This is a genomic window from Nitrosospira sp. TNL200 (assembly GCF_055386305.1).
In genome coordinates this window covers 2,527,322-2,546,374 of sequence record NZ_AP041003.1, presented here as the reverse complement: position 1 = coordinate 2,546,374, position 19,053 = coordinate 2,527,322, and the positions used below count along the sequence as shown (strand labels likewise).

The 19,053-nt window shown below is 56.5% G+C and carries 19 protein-coding genes; 1 reads left to right on the top strand and 18 read right to left on the bottom strand.

What is annotated here, in order from left to right:
- Nucleotides 1-257 precede the first annotated feature (257 nt).
- Nucleotides 258-1,007, bottom strand: a complete 750-nt coding sequence (locus ACZ5CE_RS11505) for a Nif3-like dinuclear metal center hexameric protein (protein ID WP_464575053.1) — start codon at nucleotides 1,005-1,007, stop codon at nucleotides 258-260.
- Between the two features lie 56 nt (nucleotides 1,008-1,063).
- On the opposite strand from ACZ5CE_RS11505, the gene ACZ5CE_RS11500 reads away from it, so the two are divergent.
- Nucleotides 1,064-2,260, top strand: a complete 1,197-nt coding sequence (locus ACZ5CE_RS11500) for a Do family serine endopeptidase (protein WP_464575052.1) — start codon at nucleotides 1,064-1,066, stop codon at nucleotides 2,258-2,260.
- Nucleotides 2,261-2,339: 79 nt separating this feature from the next.
- On the opposite strand, the gene tatC is transcribed toward ACZ5CE_RS11500, so the two are convergent.
- The 17 genes from tatC to gltA form a co-directional block, all read right to left on the bottom strand.
- On the bottom strand, nucleotides 2,340-3,134 hold the full coding sequence (gene tatC, locus ACZ5CE_RS11495; protein WP_464575051.1) for a twin-arginine translocase subunit TatC: 795 nt from the start codon (nucleotides 3,132-3,134) through the stop codon (nucleotides 2,340-2,342).
- 140 nt (nucleotides 3,135-3,274) lie between these two features.
- Nucleotides 3,275-3,691: a Sec-independent protein translocase protein TatB gene (gene tatB, locus ACZ5CE_RS11490; protein WP_464575050.1), complete on the bottom strand. Its 417-nt coding sequence runs from the start codon at nucleotides 3,689-3,691 to the stop codon at nucleotides 3,275-3,277.
- 81 nt (nucleotides 3,692-3,772) lie between these two features.
- Complete coding sequence (gene tatA / locus ACZ5CE_RS11485; protein WP_464575049.1) at nucleotides 3,773-4,015, bottom strand: Sec-independent protein translocase subunit TatA; 243 nt, start codon at nucleotides 4,013-4,015, stop codon at nucleotides 3,773-3,775.
- Nucleotides 4,016-4,026: 11 nt separating this feature from the next.
- Nucleotides 4,027-4,380: a histidine triad nucleotide-binding protein gene (locus ACZ5CE_RS11480; RefSeq protein WP_464575048.1), complete on the bottom strand. Its 354-nt coding sequence runs from the start codon at nucleotides 4,378-4,380 to the stop codon at nucleotides 4,027-4,029.
- A gap of 2 nt (nucleotides 4,381-4,382) precedes the next feature.
- Nucleotides 4,383-4,712, bottom strand: a complete 330-nt coding sequence (locus tag ACZ5CE_RS11475; RefSeq protein WP_464575047.1) for a phosphoribosyl-ATP diphosphatase — start codon at nucleotides 4,710-4,712, stop codon at nucleotides 4,383-4,385.
- On the bottom strand, nucleotides 4,709-5,098 hold the full coding sequence (hisI, locus tag ACZ5CE_RS11470) for a phosphoribosyl-AMP cyclohydrolase (protein ID WP_464575046.1): 390 nt from the start codon (nucleotides 5,096-5,098) through the stop codon (nucleotides 4,709-4,711). The genes ACZ5CE_RS11475 and hisI overlap by 4 nt, the downstream gene beginning before the upstream one ends.
- Before the next feature lie 109 nt (nucleotides 5,099-5,207).
- The gene (gene hisF, locus ACZ5CE_RS11465; protein WP_464575045.1) at nucleotides 5,208-5,966 is read right to left on the bottom strand and encodes an imidazole glycerol phosphate synthase subunit HisF; all 759 of its coding nucleotides are present in this window, start codon (nucleotides 5,964-5,966) and stop codon (nucleotides 5,208-5,210) included.
- A gap of 263 nt (nucleotides 5,967-6,229) precedes the next feature.
- Nucleotides 6,230-6,973, bottom strand: a complete 744-nt coding sequence (gene hisA / locus ACZ5CE_RS11460) for a 1-(5-phosphoribosyl)-5-[(5-phosphoribosylamino)methylideneamino]imidazole-4-carboxamide isomerase (protein WP_464575044.1) — start codon at nucleotides 6,971-6,973, stop codon at nucleotides 6,230-6,232.
- A gap of 63 nt (nucleotides 6,974-7,036) precedes the next feature.
- Nucleotides 7,037-7,690: an imidazole glycerol phosphate synthase subunit HisH gene (gene hisH / locus ACZ5CE_RS11455; RefSeq protein ID WP_464575043.1), complete on the bottom strand. Its 654-nt coding sequence runs from the start codon at nucleotides 7,688-7,690 to the stop codon at nucleotides 7,037-7,039.
- A gap of 27 nt (nucleotides 7,691-7,717) precedes the next feature.
- Nucleotides 7,718-8,305, bottom strand: a complete 588-nt coding sequence (hisB, locus tag ACZ5CE_RS11450) for an imidazoleglycerol-phosphate dehydratase HisB (protein ID WP_464575042.1) — start codon at nucleotides 8,303-8,305, stop codon at nucleotides 7,718-7,720.
- Nucleotides 8,306-8,339: 34 nt separating this feature from the next.
- A complete protein-coding gene (gene hisC / locus ACZ5CE_RS11445) occupies nucleotides 8,340-9,443 on the bottom strand; it encodes a histidinol-phosphate transaminase (RefSeq protein WP_464575041.1) in 1,104 nt (367 codons plus the stop codon).
- A 135-nt stretch (nucleotides 9,444-9,578) separates the two neighbouring features.
- On the bottom strand, nucleotides 9,579-10,886 hold the full coding sequence (gene hisD, locus ACZ5CE_RS11440) for a histidinol dehydrogenase (RefSeq protein WP_464575040.1): 1,308 nt from the start codon (nucleotides 10,884-10,886) through the stop codon (nucleotides 9,579-9,581).
- A gap of 14 nt (nucleotides 10,887-10,900) precedes the next feature.
- Nucleotides 10,901-11,584, bottom strand: coding sequence for an ATP phosphoribosyltransferase (hisG, locus tag ACZ5CE_RS11435; protein ID WP_464575039.1), 684 nt, complete (start codon nucleotides 11,582-11,584; stop codon nucleotides 10,901-10,903).
- A gap of 387 nt (nucleotides 11,585-11,971) precedes the next feature.
- The gene (lpdA, locus tag ACZ5CE_RS11430; RefSeq protein WP_464575038.1) at nucleotides 11,972-13,411 is read right to left on the bottom strand and encodes a dihydrolipoyl dehydrogenase; all 1,440 of its coding nucleotides are present in this window, start codon (nucleotides 13,409-13,411) and stop codon (nucleotides 11,972-11,974) included.
- Nucleotides 13,412-13,479: 68 nt separating this feature from the next.
- The gene (odhB, locus tag ACZ5CE_RS11425; protein ID WP_464575037.1) at nucleotides 13,480-14,808 is read right to left on the bottom strand and encodes a 2-oxoglutarate dehydrogenase complex dihydrolipoyllysine-residue succinyltransferase; all 1,329 of its coding nucleotides are present in this window, start codon (nucleotides 14,806-14,808) and stop codon (nucleotides 13,480-13,482) included.
- 11 nt (nucleotides 14,809-14,819) lie between these two features.
- The gene (locus tag ACZ5CE_RS11420; protein WP_464575036.1) at nucleotides 14,820-17,687 is read right to left on the bottom strand and encodes a 2-oxoglutarate dehydrogenase E1 component; all 2,868 of its coding nucleotides are present in this window, start codon (nucleotides 17,685-17,687) and stop codon (nucleotides 14,820-14,822) included.
- A gap of 55 nt (nucleotides 17,688-17,742) precedes the next feature.
- Entirely contained in the window at nucleotides 17,743-19,044 is a 1,302-nt protein-coding gene (gene gltA, locus ACZ5CE_RS11415; protein ID WP_464575035.1) for a citrate synthase, read from the bottom strand.
- Nucleotides 19,045-19,053 lie beyond the last annotated feature (9 nt).

Genomic DNA, 19,053 nt, shown 5'->3' with positions numbered 1-19,053 from the left:
TCCCGAGTGCGAACAACACCTGCACCATGCGTCACGCCGAACCGGCATCCTTTCAGGCGGACATCCGTAATTATCGACAGTACTTTATTACTTTTGATAATGTATAACTCGTCTGGTCAAACGGGTAGCACCAGTTTCCGGACTCTTGCTGGTACCAATAATTTCGTATGTGCCGATCAATAAACCGACCACCCGCAGACCTGCCCGATTCAGTTTCAACTTTTCCGCCTACAACTGCTTCGGGCACTCCGGATCGTTCAGACGGGGTTGTCGATATCGATGAACTGATGGCTGATTCCGAACTTGTCCGATATATGTTCCCCTAGCGCCTGTACGCCGTACCGTTCCGTGGCGTGGTGGCCTGCGGAAATGAAGGCCACTCCTGATTCTCGGGCGATATGAACAGTCTGTTCGGAAATTTCCCCCGTGATAAAGGCATCCACACCAAACCGGACTGCTTCGTCGAAATAACCCTGCGCGGCGCCCGTACACCAGGCGATCCGGCGCATGACTTTGGCGTCATCCCCGATTACCAGGGGCTTGCGCAGCAGCGTGGCTTCTATATGCTGCCGTAATTCCTTCAGTTTCATGCCCTGAAATGGCGGAATCCCCTGCATGGCAAGATCCTGCTCGCCGAAACGGCCGTCTTCAACCAGTCCCAGCCGGCGGGCGAGCTGTGCATTATTGCCCAGCTCCGCGTGCGCATCCAGCGGCAGATGATAGGCGAGCAGACTGAGATCGCTCTCCAGCAATGCCGCGAGCCGCCGCCGCTTGATGCCAACGACGCGCGATTCCTCATTGCGCCAGAAATAGCCGTGATGCACCAGGACCGCGTCCGCACCCGCCAGAATGGCCATTTGCAGGAAATCAAACGAAGCGGTTACCCCGCTGACTACCCGCCATACTTCATTTCGGCCTTCCACTTGGAGTCCATTTGGGCAATAATCACGAAACTGGTCAATATTCAGGAGCTTGTTCAGGTATGCTTCAAGCTCGTTCAGTTGCATCGATATTTCATCCCTTTTTTATTCGGGTGTGTTAAACCCCAGTCTCCCTATTCCAAATGCGCAAACTCTGGTTGATTTTCGCACAATTCACGACACTGGTTCTCGCAATAGTGTTTGTGGTTTCCACCTTGAGGCCGGATCTATTACCCCGGGGCCAGTTGAGAGAGGGGGGCGGAACGATAGTGACGATCAAGGAAGCGGTTTCTGATACGCAAACCAAGGCGGAATTCAGGCCGGGCAGTTTCAGCAACGCGGCGCAAGCCGCCATGCCATCCGTCGTCAATGTTTTTACCAGTAAAGAAGTGAAGGCAGCGCCCCACCCATTGCTGGAAGATCCGCGATTCAGGCGCTTCTTCGGCGACCCCCTTGAATCCCAGAGCCGGCGCGCGTCCAGCCTCGGGTCGGGGGTGATTGTCAGTCCGGAAGGTTATATTCTCACCAATCACCATGTGATTGAAGCGGCGGACGAGATCGAGATTGCACTGGCGGATGGTAGGAAGAGCAAGGCCAGGGTCATCGGTTCCGATCCTGAAACGGATCTTGCCGTTGTGAAAGTGGATATGGAAGCGCTTCCCACCATGACTTTCGGGCAATCGGACAATGCCCGGGTCGGGGATATCGTGCTTGCCATAGGCAATCCCTTTGGAGTGGGACAGACCGTTACCATGGGAATTATCAGCGCATTGGGTAGAACCCATCTTGGCATCAATACTTTCGAGAATTTCATACAAACCGACGCCGCCATAAATCCCGGAAATTCGGGCGGCGCGCTGGTAGATACGTCTGGCAATCTGATTGGCATCAACACCGCCATCGTTTCCCGCACCGGGGGGTCGCTTGGCATCGGATTCGCCATTACGACCACTGTCGCCAAGCAGATCATGGAGCAGATCATCCAGACGGGAGGAGTAACACGGGGCTGGATCGGCGTGGAAGTGCAGGATCTGACACCAGAGCTCGCCGAGTCGTTCAAGCGCCCCAACACCAACGGCGCACTGATCGCCGGAGTCCTCAAGGGAGGTCCGGCGGATCGCGCCGGGGTCAGGCCGGGAGACATACTTATTGCGGTGGATAGCAAGCCGGTGATCGATTCCTCGGCAATGCTCGACCTGATCGCCGCCTTGTCTCCCGGTCAAACCGCTACGATCCTGGTGATGCGCAACCAGGCGGAAAAAACCGTCAAAATCAGCGTAGGCAAGCGACCCAAGCCTGCTTCCCAGGAGCAGGATCTCGACCCGGAGGGAATGGAATAGGTAACAGGATTCCGAAGCCGTGCGAGATCTTTGTGCGAAACCCGGGCATCCTCTGCATCAGCCCGAGCGTGGGGAAGCACTATTCGGAAGTTCCGGCATCTCCCGCTTTGCGCGCCCGGTGTCCACCGTCCGACCGGTCGGGGATCAGCCGGGAAGTAGGGGTCGAGCGGGAAATCAAGTTCGCCACCAGGATTCCAGCTTCATACAACAGATAAAGCGGCACCGCCAGCATGAATTGCGAGACGATGTCCGGCGGGGTAAAAATCGCGCCAATCACGAACGCGCCAACCAGAACATAGCGGCGAGCATTCTTCAATTGTTCTATTGAAACGACGCCGATATGGGCCAGTAGCACAACAAATACAGGCACTTCAAAAGTGATGCCGAAAGCGACGAACATGGTCAGAACGAAGTCAAGATATTTGCCGATATCGGTCATGACCGCGACGCCTTCGGGGGCAAAGTGGGTAATGAATTCGAAAACAAGTGGCAATGCGGCAAAGTAGGCGAAGGCGATTCCGCAGAGAAACAGGAACGTGCTGACGAATACGAGGGGCAGTATCAGTCGTTTCTCGTGGGAATATAATCCGGGCGCCACAAATGCCCAGATCTGATAGAGAGTGTGGGGCAGGGTAATCACAAACGCAGCCATCATGGCCACCTTCATCGGCACAAAAAACGGCGTAACGACCTCGGTGGCGATCATCTGCCCCCCCTGCGGCAGTTTCTCGAGCAAGGGCAGCGCAAGCAGAGAATACAATTCCCGCGCATAAAAAGAACATGGCAGAAAGCCGATCAGTATTCCTCCGCATATGCGCACCAGTCTTGCGCGCAGTTCCACCAGATGCGAAATGAACGTTTCCTCGGTGCTCATGTGCCGGAGAGAACCAGGTAGCTTGAACCTGAATCCGGCAGTTGATCGTTCATTTTCAGTTTAGAACCGTGATCCACAAAAACTTTCGCGATACTCGACGAATGGCGAAGAGCGTTGCCTGTCATGCACGGTTTCACCGGCTAAAGGTTCGGCCGGCGCGATAGGGAGTCTGCGGGGCCGGGTTGAACTGCGGAGTCCGGCATGTTCTCCCGGACAGGTTCCGTCATTGTATCCGTGACAATAACAGATTTTGTTTCGGTTTTTTCCATCAAATCTTCTTCTGGTTTTTCGCTGGCCACCTCCCGAATTCCATTTACTTCCGTCCTTATCGTCTCCTCCATGGAATGTGCCGCCCCTTCCATCGAAGTCTTCAATTTCTTCAATTCCTCCAGTTCCATCTCGCGCTGTATATCGTTCTTGACGTCTGCGACGTAGCGTTGGGCACGTCCCAGCAGGTAGCCGAGTGTACGCGCCACCTTCGGCAAGCGCTCCGGGCCAACGACAATCAAGGTGACTACTGCAATGACCACGATCTCCGCGAGACTGATATCGAACATTTTCGAAAGTATGGATCAGGCCGCGAAAGTACCAGGAAGATGCTTGAACGGCGAAGCGCTGGGAGAAGATTGCACCACTCCTCATCCCTCGCGCTTTTCGTGTACCTTGTCCCGCGTGTGGCTGAGATCGATCTCTATGGTTTGGCCGGTATTTTTTTCATGTGCGCCTGATATTGCCTCCTCATCGGCTCCTTTCACGCCTTCCTTGAATCCTTTTACTGCGCCGCCCAGATCGCTGCCAAGATTTCGCAGCTTCTTTGTTCCGAAAACCAGAACAACAATGATCAGAACGATCAACCAGTGCCAGATGCTCAATGAGCCCATAATTCGCTCCTTTATCTCCTGTGCGGAATCATGCCGGGCAGGCGCTCCCCGCCGCCGATGACATGAATATGCAGGTGGTATATCTCCTGGCCTCCGACGGGTCCGGTATTGATAACAGTCCGAAAGCCGTCCCGGCACCCCTGTTCCTCCGCAAGCCGCGGTATCAATGCCATCATTTCTCCCAATAGGTCGCGGTGCTTGTCATCCACTTCCATCAGGGAGGGAATGTGGAGTTTAGGTATCACCATGAAGTGCACGGGAGCTGCGGGATGGATGTCGTGAAATGCCAGAATGCTGTCATTCTCGTACACCTTCCCCGAGGGGATTTCTCCCCGCACAATCCTGCAAAACAAACATTGATCCATGATCATTCCGTTTTCCGAGCCGCCTTTTCATCGATTCCGGACAGGCCTTCGCGGCGTTCCAGCTCGGCAAGCACATTGTCCGGGCTGAGGCCGTGGTGGGCCAGCAGTATCAGGCAGTGAAACCACAAGTCCGCCATTTCTCCTGTAATATGCTTCTTGTCCCCGTCTTTCGAAGCCATCAATACTTCAGCCGACTCCTCCGCAAGTTTTTTCAGGATTCTGTCCTGGCCTCCATGCAGCAATTTCGCTACATAGGAAGAGGCGGGATCGGCCAGCCTCCGGGCTTCGATCGTTCCCGCCAGCCGGAACAGGATGGAGGAGTTATCGATCATCTGCCGTAAATCTGTTCCGGATCCTTGATCACCGGGTCCACTACTTTCCATTGCCCGTTTTCAAACTTATGGAAAAAACAGCTGTGCCTTCCCGTGTGACAGGCAATGCCGCCAACTTGTTCAACGGTGAGCAACAGGACATCCCCGTCACAATCCAGTCGAATTTCCCTCAATTTTTGCACGTGGCCGGATTCTTCGCCTTTGTGCCACAGCTTTTTGCGGGAGCGGGACCAGTAGTGCGCCTCGCCTGTTTCCACTGTAAGTTTCAACGCCTTGCGGTTCATCCAGGCAACCATCAGCACTTCATTGCTGCCTGTCTCCTGTGCCACGGCCTGCACCAGTCCGTCATCCGACCAGTTCACTCTGTTGAGCCAAGTATCTGACATGGATAATGCAACAATCAGTAGTTAAAAAATCATCAGCGAGCTGCCCATGATGCGGCCCGGCAGTTTCTCGCAAGGCTCGAAAATCGCGGGAAGTGAATTCATTCTATCACTATAGCCGTATTTCCACGCCGCGTTGCGCCAGGTACTCCTTGGCCTGGCGTATGGTATATTCACCGTAGTGGAAAATACTGGCAGCCAGCACCGCATCGGCATGGCCTTCCAGTATTCCCTCCGCAAGATGCTGCAGATTGCCGACGCCGCCGCTGGCGATAACCGGAACAGTCACCGCATCCGATATGGCGCGGGTGAGCGCCAGATCGAAACCGTTGCGCGTGCCGTCCCGATCCATGCTGGTCAGCAATATTTCTCCCGCACCCAGCGATTGCATCTTCCCTGCCCATTCGATGGCATCAAGGCCGGTTGCCTTGCGCCCCCCGTGGGTGAAGACTTCCCAGCCTTGCGCCGTCCGCTTTGCATCTATCGCCACGACGATGCATTGCGAACCGTAGCGGCTGGCGGCGTCCGCCACCAGGTCGGGATTCTGCACGGCCGAGGTATTGATGCTTACCTTGTCAGCTCCGGCGTTCAATAACCTCCGGACATCTTCGACCTTGCGAACGCCGCCTCCCACAGTCAGCGGAATAAACACTTGCGCCGCAACTTCTTCAATAATGCGAAGTATCAGGTCGCGATTGTCGGAACTGGCGGTAATGTCGAGAAAGGTCAGTTCATCCGCGCCCTGCTCGTCATAGCGGCGGGCTATCTCGACTGGATCTCCTGCATCTCGCAGCTCGACAAAATTGACGCCTTTGACGACCCGGCCATTGGTAACGTCGAGGCAGGGAATGATACGTTTTGCCAAGCCCATGGTATTTCTCTACGTTCTTTATAAGGACAGGTTTTTACTCAACATTGGTGGTCAACCTGCCTTCAATGCCCTCAGATGCGCTATGCGGGCAGGCGAGCGATTCGCTCCGGATTGTTGAAGCTTTCCGGAATCCGAAGCGAATCCGTGCTGAACATGACGGCAGAAACAGCACTTTTCCCAATGATGGGCAATTGGAATGAGCGAGCAGCCGCGGTGCGGGCGGCTCAATCGCCGATGGATTCAATATGGAAGGGCATCCAGTTTCATTTCAGACATAGATCATCTGCCAGGGCCTGTGCCAGCTTGAAATCCAGCGTACCCTCATACAGCGCCCGTCCCGTGATGGCGCCCATGATGCCTTCCGCCTCGATCTCGCAAAGCGCCTTGACATCATCGAGATTCTTTACACCGCCGCTGGCAATGACGGGAATGCTGAGAGCCCTGGCGAGTTCCACCGTGGCATCGACATTGACACCGCTGAGCATGCCATCGCGTCCGATATCCGTGTAAATGATGGCCTCGACTCCATAATCCTCGAACTTCCTTGCCAGATCCACGACGTCATGCCCGGTAACCTTGGACCAGCCGTTAACGGCCACCTTGCCATCCTTTGCATCCAGCCCAACCATGATATGGCCGGGAAAAGCATTGCATGCATCATGCAGAAAGCCGGGTGTTTTGACCGCTGCCGTTCCAATGATGATGTAGGTGATGCCATCGTCGAGATAACGCTCGATCGTTTCCAGGTCGCGTATGCCGCCCCCAAGCTGCGTTGGAATCTCATCGCCGATTGCCTCGACTATCTCCCGGATTGCCGGCTCATTCTTCGGTCTTCCGGCAAATGCGCCATTGAGATCCACGAGATGCAGCCGCCGCGCGCCCTGATCCAGCCAGTGCCTGGCCATCGTACCGGGCTCTTCCGAAAAGACCGTGGCCTTTTCCATCATGCCTTGTTTCAGACGGACACAATCACCGTCTTTGAGATCTATTGCAGGAATGATCAACATTTTGAGTCAGGATAGGAATGTGGAGATCTCGGATGGGAGAACAAAATGACGTCTGCGCTCTGGCTACCCATTTCGGGAAAGCGGCTTCCACTGCACGAAGTTTTTCAGCAACGTCAAGCCTGCTTCATGGCTTTTTTCCGGATGAAACTGAACGGCGAAAATATTATCCTTTGCCACGGCGCAAGTAAACGAAAAAGGATACTGGCTGTAGGCCGCTACCGACTCCGGGGAGGAGGCCGCGACGTAGTAGCTATGCACGAAATAGAAACGCGCGTTCTGAGCGATACCTCTCCACAAGGGATGCGCCGAGGTCTGATGTACCTGGTTCCAGCCCATATGCGGCACCTTGAGCTTCTGCCCGCCGGACTCCTCCGTCCGGCTGGAGGGGAAGCGCACTACTTTCCCCGGAATGATGCCAAGCCCGCTCACATTTCCTTCCTCGCTGCTTTCAAGCAGCATTTGCAGGCCGATGCAGATGCCGAGAAACGGTTTGTTGATGGCGGCATCCCTCACGGCGTCGCGCAATCCGCGGGCATCGAGCTCGTGCAGACAATCCGGCATGGCTCCCTGGCCGGGGACCACGACCCTGCCTGCTTCGCGAACCAGTTCCGGATCGTCGGTTACTGCTATCGAGGCATCCGGCGCCGCGTGCTCCAGAGCTTTGGCCACGGAACGGAGGTTTCCCATGCCATAGTCGACGATTGCGATATCAGTCATGCCCGGAAATGAAGAGGGGGAGAGAAGCTACAGGGAGCCTTTGGTGGAGGGGATGGTTCCTGCGGCGCGGGGATCAGGTTCCGCCGCCATGCGCAATGCGCGGCCGAAGGCCTTGAATATGGTTTCCGCCTGATGATGCGCATTGCGGCCGGAAAGGTTGTCGACATGCAACGTCACCATGGCGTGATTGACGAAGCCCTGGAAAAATTCATTGATCAAGTCGACGTCGAATTCGCCGATGCGGGCGCGTCTGAATTCGACATTGAATTCCATACCCGGCCGTCCCGAGAGGTCCACGACAACCCGGGATAACGCTTCATCCAGGGGCACGTAGCTGTGTCCATATCTGCGCAGGCCTTTCTTGTCGCCAATCGCCTGCGCGAATGCCTGTCCCACGGTGATGCCGATATCCTCCACCGTATGGTGAGCATCGATGTGCAAATCTCCTTTGGCACTGACGTGCAGGTCTATCATACCATGCCTGGCTACCTGTTCGAGCATATGGTCCAGAAATGGCACGCCGGTATCCAATGAGGCTTTGCCGGTTCCGTCCAGATCGATCTTCAGGGAAATCCGGGTTTCCAGGGTGTTGCGAGTGACTTCGGCGTGGCGCATGTGCGGGATGGGTGCGGGTATGGTTCGGTATCAATCAGTATGAAGGAAGAGGCGATGCCGGTTCGAACTCGGCAAGCGATGCTTTCAGCATGTCCAGGAAACATGCATTTTCGCCCGGTGTGCCAACCGTTACGCGCAAGCAGTTTTTGAGCAACGGGTGGGAGCCATTCAGATTCTTGATCAGCACTCCCCGTCGTTTCAGTTTTTCAAATACCTGAGTGGCTTCATTTACGCGAAACAAAATAAAGTTCGCGTCCGTCGGAAAAGCGTGAATGCCGCCTATAACTGACAGTCGCTCGATCATGACCGCGCGTTCAGTCCTTATCACATTCGCCTGACGCAGAAGAACTTCATGATGTTGTAATACACGTTCCGCAATCGACTGGGTGATGACCCCGATATTATACGGCAAACGCAGTTTCTCGAAATGCGTCAACCACTCCTTCCTGCCGACCAGCATTCCCAGCCGCAAGCCGGCCAGCCCCAGCTTCGAAAGCGTGCGCATCAGCAGCAGATTGGGATATTGCGCCAATCGGTCCATGAAGCTGGCGCCGGCGAACGCGTGGTAAGCTTCATCCACGACGACCAGGCCAGGCGCAGCTTCGATGATACGCAGGATCGCGGCGGCGTCAAACAGATTGCCGGTGGGGTTATTGGGATAGGCGATAAAAATGAGCTCAGGCTCGTGCCGTACGATGGCGTCCAGCATGGCGTCAACGTCGAGCGTAAAATCGGCCTTCAAGGGTACTCCCACGTATTTCATTCGCGCAAACGTCGCTATCATGCGAAACATGACGAATGCGGGTTCGACACTCATCAGCACCGCTTCAGGCTTCGCGACCGCCAAAGCAATGAGCTGGATGATCTCGTCGGACCCGTTGCCCAGAACGATATCCATTCCATCCGGAATAGGCAGCGCGCTACGCAGCACATCCTTGAGGGAAGCTGCGTTTGCATCGGGATAACGGTTGATGGCGGCTTCGCCGGCGAGCCGCGCTATTTCGCTGCGTAGCTCCGGCGGCAGGCTATAAGGGTTTTCCATCGCGTCCAGCTTTACCATGCCTTTTGCGGGAGGAACATGATAGGCGGAGAGCGCGAGGACTTCCGGGCGGATGACTTGATCGGGAGAGCGGGGCATAAGCGGGCTATTCTACACCATGGCTACACTATGGCCGATAAAGCTGAATCAGGGCTGGTTTTTGCCGTCATTGCTTCATCTTCGTGGGACAGCGTTTAACACGCTACAGCGCCCGATCCGGAACAGACTGAAAATCTAATCGTTCTTCCTGTATCGATATTCCGCTGACATGGCGTGGGCCTGCAGGCCCTCTCCCCTTGCCAGTATGGAAGCAATCGCGCCAAGCTCGGCTGCATTCTCCCGTGATACATGGATAAGGCTGCTGCGCTTCTGGAAATCATATACGCCCAATGGCGACGAGAACCGGGCAGTGCGCGAAGTGGGCAGCACATGGTTGGGCCCCGCGCAATAATCGCCCAGGGCTTCGGAACTGTAGCGTCCCAGAAATATTGCTCCGGCATGCCTGATTTTCTCGACCCATGCTTCCGGCTGCTCGACCGATAATTCCAGATGTTCGGGGGCGATATGATTGGCGATGGCGCAGGCTTCGTGCAGATCACGCACCTGGATCAATGCCCCCCGGTCGCGAAGCGAAGCTTGTATCACAGCCTTGCGCGGCATGGTTTCCAACTGGAGCGCAATGCTTTCCGCTACCGCATCGATGAAAGCCGCTTCGGGGCAAAGCAGGATGGCCTGCGCCAGTTCATCATGCTCCGCCTGTGAAAACAGGTCCATCGCGATCCAGTCGGGGTCCGTCCCGCCGTCGCAAATGACCAGGATTTCCGAAGGTCCGGCCACCATGTCGATGCCGACCAGGCCAAACACATGCCGTTTGGCTGCGGCCACGTAGGCATTGCCGGGGCCGACGATCTTGTCCACTCGCGGCACGGCATGCGTTCCATAAGCCATTGCTCCCACCGCCTGCGCCCCTCCGATGGTGAAGACGCGATCCACTCCGCAAATGGCTGCCGCCGCCAGCACCATGTGATTGGTCTCTCCATTGGGAGCGGGCGTAACCATGACGAGTTCCTTGACGCCCGCCACCTTTGCCGGAATGGCGTTCATCAGCACCGATGAAGGATACGATGCCTTGCCGCCCGGTACATATAATCCCACGCGATCCAGCGGCGTTATTTTTTGGCCAAGCTGCGTGCCGCCGGGCTCGACGTAGCTCCATGAGTGCGCCACTTGCTTTTCATGGTAAACGCGGACACGCCACGCCGCCAGGTCGAGCGCCTTGCGCTGATCTTCCGGCAGGCTTTGCAGGGCGTGCTGCAACTGGTCCCCGGACAGTTCCAGTTCCGCTATTGCCGCCACTTCCCGGCGATCGAACCGGCGCGTGTAATCGAGCAGCGCATCGTCTCCGCGCTTCTTGATATCCGCAAGAATATCGATGACTACGGCATTGAGCGCAGCATCCTGCGTATCGTCGAATGCCAGCAGCCTGTCCAGCGTGCCTTGAAAGCCGCTGTCAGTGGAACATAAGCGTGTGATCTGGGCCATGAAAATCGAGAATATTACTGGTGCGCAACCTCTGTCACTTCCTGTGAAGCGCCGCGCTGCATGCTGGCGGCCGAGAATGCCTCCAGCATCGGTTGTATCGTTTCACGCTTCAATTTCAGTGCCGCCTGATTGATGACCAGGCGTGCCGAAATTGGAACGATCTCTTCCACCGCCTTGAGCTGATTGGCTCTTAGCGTGTTGCCGCTTGAAACCAGATCGACGATGGCGTCAGCCAGGCCTACCAGTGGCGCAAGCTCCATGGAACCATAAAGCTTGATGAGATCCACGTGCATGCCCTTTTCCGCGAAGTGCTCCCGGGCGGTATGGAGATATTTGGTCGCAACCCGCAGGCGGGCGCCGCGCCTCACTGCTGACTCATAATCGAAGTCGTTGCGTACCGCCACTATCATCCGGCAGCGGGCAATATTCAAATCGAGAGGCTGGTAAAGGCCCGCTCCGCCATGCTCCAGCAACACATCCTTTCCCGCTATGCCCATGTCCGCGGCACCGTACTGCACGTAAGTTGGGACGTCGGAGGCGCGCACGATGATCAGCCGGACCGTATCGCGGGTAGTGGCGAGGATCAGTTTGCGCGACGTCTCGGGATCCTCCAGCGCCACGATTCCCGCAGCTTTCAACAGCGGAGCGGTGTCATCGAAAATGCGCCCCTTCGAAAGGGCAATGGTGATGGGGATCATGGAAAATTCATGAAAAACCGTATTTTACCCTAAAGGCGGCAGCACCGGACTATTGCCGCAATATTGAATTTGCAGGCCGAATTGGTGGAGTGTGATTCGATATAAGAAGTCGGAACCGATATGCGACAGTTCCTGAGGGAGGGGCGTCAGCATGGATGAACGAATTGCCGTTGTCGGATTACGCCTCGCTAATCCGACCTACAAACTTATCCTAAACAGGGTCTTAACCCCTTAAACCACTACCTGCAACCCTTTTCACCTTCACCACCTTTACCACCTTCACTCTCTAAATTATCCCCGACAGTAGTGGGCTTACGCAGGAATGACGAGGCAAGAGGCTTCGATAGAATCATTTCGATCAATAGCACAGCTTCAGGCTGAATTGGGTTATATATGGATTGCCCGCTTTTCCACGCCAAGCGCCGCCTCATGCAGGACTTCCGACAAAGAGGGATGAGCGTGCACGATACGGCCAATGTCTTCGCTGCTGGCGGCGAATTCCATCGCCACCACCGCTTCCGCGATCATTTCGGAAACGTACGGGCCTATCATGTGGACGCCCAGGATACGATCGGTAGCGGCATCAGCCAGCACCTTGACGAAGCCACCGGTTTCGCCCAGCGCCCTGGCGCGGCCATTGGCCATGAAAGGAAACTGGCCAGCCTTGTATGAGACACCCGCCGCCTTCAATTCCTGCTCGGTCTTGCCCACCCAGGCAATCTCGGGCGAGGTGTAGATGATGGAGGGAATGGTGCCAAGGTTCACATGCCCATCCTGGCCGGCGATCGTTTCAGCGACCGCCACACCTTCCTCGGAGGCTTTATGCGCCAGCATGGGTCCGCGCACCACATCGCCTATGGCGTAGATATTCCGCAGATTGGTCCGGCAATGGTTATCCACTTCGATATAGCCGCGCTCATCCACTTTCAACCCGATATTTTCCGCGCCCAGCCCAGCCGTATTGGGCACGCGTCCCACGGCGATGATCAGTTTGTCCACTTCCAGCTTTGCAGCTCCGTTTTCCGGGGTTGCATACTCAACGGCAACACTGTTTTCTCCCGCGCTGATCCCCGTGATTGTGGCGCCGGTCTGGATAACCAGGCCGGTTTCTCTCGTAAGGAGTTTGCGCGCTTCCTTTGCCACCTGCTCATCGGCGGCAGCCAGGAAACCAGGCAACGCTTCCAGGATGGTGACTTCAGCGCCCAGACGGCGCCAGACGCTGCCCATTTCCAGGCCGATGATGCCGCCGCCTATCACCCCCATCCGGGCGGGCACATCCGTCAGCGCCAGCGCGCCCGCGCTATCCAGTATTCGCTCGTTGTCCACGGGAGCGAACGGCAATTGGCGCGGCGTGGAACCGGTGGCGATAATGACATGCCGGGCTTCCACCATCTCCTTTTTGTCGCCATCGCTCACCGCTATCTGCCAGGACGTATTGCCGTCGCCGCCGCTGAGCAGGATTCCTCGGCCGTGTATCGAGGTTACCTTGTTTTTCTTGAGCAGCATGGCGACACCGCCGGTAAACGCGGAAACGATCTTGTCCTTGCGCGCTATCATGGTGGGAACATCGAACGACAGGTTTTCGATCCTGATCCCGTGAGCGGCAAATTTTCCCGCCGCGCGCTCGTAATTCTCGGACGATTCCAGGAGGGCCTTCGACGGGATGCAGCCGACGTTCAGGCACGTCCCGCCGAGGCTGGGTTTGCCTTGCGGGTTTTTCCATTCGTCTATGCAAACGGTATTTAGGCCCAGTTGGGCGCACCTTATGGCTGCGACATAGCCGCCCGGTCCGGCGCCTATGACCGCTACATCAAAAATTGCTGACATTGTTGTTTATTATGAAAATGTATGAAAAGACTGACAGAATTGGCTCCAAGCGATCGGCGCGTGATGTTTCAATCTTCCAGCAGCGGGCTTGCCGGATATTCGAGCGCTTCTTTCATCGCGACCAGGGAGAGCACCGCTTCTCGCCCATCTATGATGCGATGATCATAGGAGAGCGCAAGATAGTTCATCGGACGGATTACCACCTGGCCATTCTCCGCCACGGGTCTTTCCTTGGTGGCATGGATCCCGAGAATGGCGCTTTGCGGCGGATTCAGAATGGGCGTGGAAAGCATGGAGCCGAACACGCCGCCGTTGGTGATGGAAAAAGTGCCGCCCGTCAGATCTTCAATGGTCAGTTTGCCATCCGTGGCGCGCTTGCCGAAGTCTGAAATCCTTCTTTCTATCTCGGCCTGAGACAGCGTGTCGGCGTCCCGAATGACGGGAACCACCAATCCACGCGGGCTGCTCACTGCAATGCCGATATCGTAATAGCCATGGTAGACGATATCGTTTCCGTCCACCGACGCATTGACAATGGGGTATTTCTTCAGCGCGGCGACAGCCGCCTTGACAAAAAAAGACATGAGGCCCAGCTTGACTCCATGCTCCTTTTCGAACCTGTCCTTGTACCGGGTGCGCAGATCCAGTATGCCCTGCATGTTGACTTCATTGAATGTGGTCAATATCGCGGCTGTGGATTGCGATTGAACCAGGCGCTCCGCTATGCGTGCGCGCAGCCGCGTCATGGGTACCCGTTTTTCTGGCCGCCCGGCTGCCGGTTGGGGAGCAGCCGCCACAGGCATTTCTGCAGAAGCGGCGGCAACAGCAGAAGCCGTGGAACCTTCCGGAGTCGCGTCCGGCGCGGAGGGGCGATTTCTGCTTTCCCTATGCGCTGCAACGTCTTCCTTGGTAATCCGGCCGCCGCGTCCGCTACCCTTGATGCCACCGATCTCATCAGCCTCGAGATTTGCTTGCGCCGCCATGCGCCGGGCCGCCGGCATCAGGGTTGCCTGGTTGGCGGCAGCGCGAGGTGTTGGAGCGGGAGTTGAAGCAGTGGCGGGTTGCGCGCCAGCTATCTTCGGCCTGGCTGCCGTTGTTCCGGGAACAGCGGGAACATCGGGAGTCTCGGAAGCGGGCGCTGGCGAAGCAGCGGTTTTAGCCTCGCTATCCAGTAGCGCGATAATTTCACCGCTCGCCACTATGGCGCCATCGCCCTTATTGATTTTCGTCAATATGCCGGCCATGGGGGCAGGCAATTCCAGCACGACCTTATCGGTTTCGATATCGACGAGATTTTCATCACGATCGACATGTTCGCCTTCTTTCTTGTGCCAGGAAAGCAGCGTCGCTTCCGCTACGGATTCGGACAACACGGGAACCTTGATCTCGACAGGCATGGTTCTTCCTTTTAAATTTTCTCGCGAAATGCTGCCTCGACCAATTCCTTCTGCTGCAGATTATGCTTCTGGGAATATCCCACGGCGGGGGAGGCCGAGGAGGGACGCAGGGCATAGCCCAGCACCTGCCCTGGCCGCGTATGCCTCAGAAGGTAATGCTGGATGCGATGCCAGGCTCCCTGGTTTCCCGGTTCTTCCTGGCACCACAGCACGTCCCGGGCATGGGGATAGCGCTCGATCTCGACCTGAAAGTCTTCATGAGGGAAGGGATACAGCTGCTCGACGCGGACTATTGCCACATCCGAAATTGCCTGTTTCCGGCGATAGGCGAGCAGATCGTAATAGACCTTGCCGCAACACGCGATTATCCGCCGCACCTTCCCTGAATCAAGCTCTTCGGTCTCCGGAATGATCGCCTGAAAACGTCCTTCCGCGAGTTCTTCGAGGCTCGATACCGATTCCTTATGACGCAGCATGCTTTTCGGGCTCATGATGATCAGGGGTTTGCGCAGCGGCCTGATCATCTGCCGGCGCAGCAGATGAAACATTTGAGCGGGCGTGGAGGGAACGCATACCTGAATGTTGTATTCCGCGCAAAGTTGCAGATAGCGTTCCAGCCGTGCGGAAGAGTGCTCCGGCCCCTGGCCCTCGTAACCATGCGGCAGCATCATCACCAGGCCGCATTGCCGGCCCCACTTCGCTTCACCGGATGCGATGAACTGGTCTATCACTACCTGTGCGCCATTCGCAAAATCGCCGAACTGCGCTTCCCATACCACCAGCTCATTCGGTTCCGCCGTCGCATAACCATATTCGAAGCCAAGCACGGCTTCTTCCGACAGCACGGAATCGATGATGACGAAGTCCGGCTGGCCCGGCGCGATGTGGCGCAGCGGAATATAGGTCCCTTCGTTCCACCGCTGCCGGTTCTGGTCATGAAGCACGGCATGCCGATGAAAAAAAGTGCCACGTCCCGAATCCTGCCCGGAAATGCGCACCGCGAACCCGTCCGCAAGCAGCGCGGCATAAGCAAGATTTTCTGCCATGCCCCAATCCAGAGGCAGTTTTCCTTCGCTCATCTGGCGGCGATCGGCGATTATTTTTTCCACGCGGGGATGCAGCTTGAACTTTGCGGGAATGTCGGTCAGCCGGTCTCCGAGCTTCTTCAGCTCCGCCATGGGCAGGCCGGTAACTGTCTCCATATTCCACTTGCCCCCCTTCAGGAACGGTGTCCAGTCCATGGCATGGGGGGATTTGTAGTCATAGAGGACCGTTTTATTCGGGTTGCGCCCTGCATCCATGTCGTCGCGATAGGCCTTCACCAACTGTTCGGCCTGTCCGGCGCCGATCACGCCTTCTTTTTCCAGTTTCTCGGCATACAGCTTGCGTGTGCCGGGGTGGCGGCTGATGATCTTGTACATCAGCGGTTGCGTCACCATCGGTTCATCCTGCTCATTGTGGCCCAGTGTGCGGAAACAGACCATGTCGACGACCACGTCCTTGTGGAACCTCATCCGGAAGTCGAGCGCGATTTCTGTAATCATGAGCACGGCTTCCGGATCGTCTCCGTTGACATGAAAAATCGGCGCTTCGATCATTTTCGATACATCGGTACAGTAAAGCGTGGAGCGTGCGTCCCGAGGGTCGGAAGTGGTAAATCCGATCTGGTTATTGATGATGACATGCAGCGTTCCGCCCGTTCCATACCCGCGGGTCTGGGAGAGATTCAGCGTTTCCATCACCACGCCCTGGGCGGAATACGCCGCGTCGCCGTGCAGCAGCACGGGCAGCACCAGGTTGCCTTCCCTGTCCCCGGCGCGATGCTGCCGGGCTCGCACCGAGCCCTGCACCACCGGATCCACAATTTCCAGATGGGAAGGGTTGAACGCCAGGGTCAAACGCATGACGCCGCCCGGCGTCGAAACCGCGGAGGAAAATCCCTGATGGTATTTGACATCTCCTTCGGAGAGTTCCTGCACCTGCTTGCCCTCGAATTCCTGGAACAGGTTGGCCGGCGCTTTGCCCAGGGTATTGACCAGCACGTTCAGCCGCCCGCGGTGGGCCATCCCGATGACCATCTGTTCCACGCCCATCTCTCCGGCCCGTTGCAGCAGGTTGTCAAGCAGCGGAATCAGGCTTTCCCCGCCCTCGCCGGAAAATCGTTTCTGGCCCACGTATCGGGTATGCAGGTATTTTTCCAGCCCTTCCGCGGCGGTAAGCCGCTCCAGGATGTGGCGCTTGTATTCCGCGGAGAAGACGGGCTGGGAGCGCGAGCCTTCGATACGATTCTGTATCCACCGTTTTTGCTCGGTGTCGGTGATATACATGTACTCGAGGCCGACACTTCCACAATAGGTCTGCCGCAATATTTGCAATATATCCTTCAGCGGAGCGCGGGCCGGACCGATAAGGGAGCCTGTGCCGAACACCGTATCCAGGTCCGATTCCGTCAATCCGTAGTAGCCGGGATCAAGCTCGGGAATAAATGGCTTTTCCTGGTGCTTGAGCGGATCGAGATTGGCATGCCGCACGCCGAGAAAACGATAGGCATTGATCAGCTGCAGGACCGAGATCTGCTTGCGCTCCAGGGCAAGGCCTTCGTTATCCTCACTTTCATTTCCGCCGGCTCTTCTGGCTCCAGGAATGGCGCGCGGACCAGCGCCGCCAAGAGGGGAAGAAGGGGAGGTTGACGTGGTTGCGGGACGCATGTCGCCCTGGCCATTCCCAGTTTGGGGCAGTTTTTCGAAAAACCTGCTCCATTCCGGCGAAATCGACTTCGCGTCCCGCATATAGTCTTCATAAAGCCCTTCGACGTAGGACGCATTCGACGCGGACAGGGGAGAACTTTCGAGCACCATTCCGGAGCGCTGTTCTGTCATGCCGGGTTCTCCGCGGATAGAGAAATTTTCGAGTGAGGCCACGTCATTTGCCAGATCATTTACGCAAGGCAATCGGGACGACATCGCGCGTTACCGTGCCGGTATAAAGCTGACGCGGACGTCCGATCTTGTGGTCGGGGTCGGAAATCATCTCATTCCATTGCGCAATCCATCCGACCGTGCGCGCCATGGTGAAGATGGCGGTGAACATGGATATCGGAATCCCGAGAGCGCGCTGTACGATGCCGGAATAGAAGTCCACGTTGGGATACAGCTTGCGTGAAATGAAATACTCGTCCTCCAGTGCAATCTTCTCCAGTTTCATCGCCAGCTTGAACAAGGGATCGTCATGCAGTCCGAGCTCGCTCAGCACTTCATGGCATGTTTCGCGCATCAGTTTCGCGCGCGGGTCGAAATTCTTGTATACGCGGTGGCCGAAGCCCACCAGCCTGAAGGGATCGCTCTTGTCTTTGGCGCGATCGATAAATTCGCCGATGCGCGATTCATCGCCGATCTCTTCCAGCATGTTGAGACAGGCTTCGTTTGCTCCTCCGTGCGCGGGGCCCCACAGACACGCAATCCCCGCGGAAATGCAGGCGAAGGGATTGGCTCCGCTGGAGCCCGCCATCCGCACGGTGGAGGTGGACGCATTCTGCTCATGGTCTGCATGCAGGATAAGGATACGATCCAGCGCCCTGGCCAGCACCGGATTGGGCTTGTAGTCCTCCGCCGGGGTGGCGAACATCATGTGCATGAAGTTTTCCGCGTAACTCAGGTTGTTGCGCGGATAAATGAACGGCTGGCCGATATTGTACTTGTATGTCATCGCGGTGATGGTCGGTAATTTCGCTATCAGCCGATAGGCGGATACCTCGCGGTGCGACGCATCCGAAATATCCATTGCATCGTGATAAAACGCAGACAATGCGCCCACCACGCCCACCATTACCGCCATGGGATGCGCGTCGCGCCGAAAACCGGTAAAGAACCGCGCCAGTTGCTCGTGCACCATGGTGTGTTCTTTGATGGTTTTGTCGAATGAAGCTTTTTGCGTCCTGGTCGGCAGGTCGCCATTCATCAGCAAATAGCATACCTCCATGAAATCGCACCGCTTTGCCAGTTGCTCGATAGGGTAGCCGCGATACAGCAGTATGCCTTTGTCGCCATCGATGAAGGTGATTTTGGAATTGCTGCTGGCGGTGGAAAGAAAGCCGGGATCATAAGTAAAGACGCCGGCCTGGGCATGCAGGCTGCGTATATCCACTACATCCGGCCCCATCGTGCCGGAGATGAGCGGAAACTCGAAAACCTTCTCGTCACCATCCAGGCGGAGGGTTGCTGTGCGTTTTTGTTCCATGCCATCCTC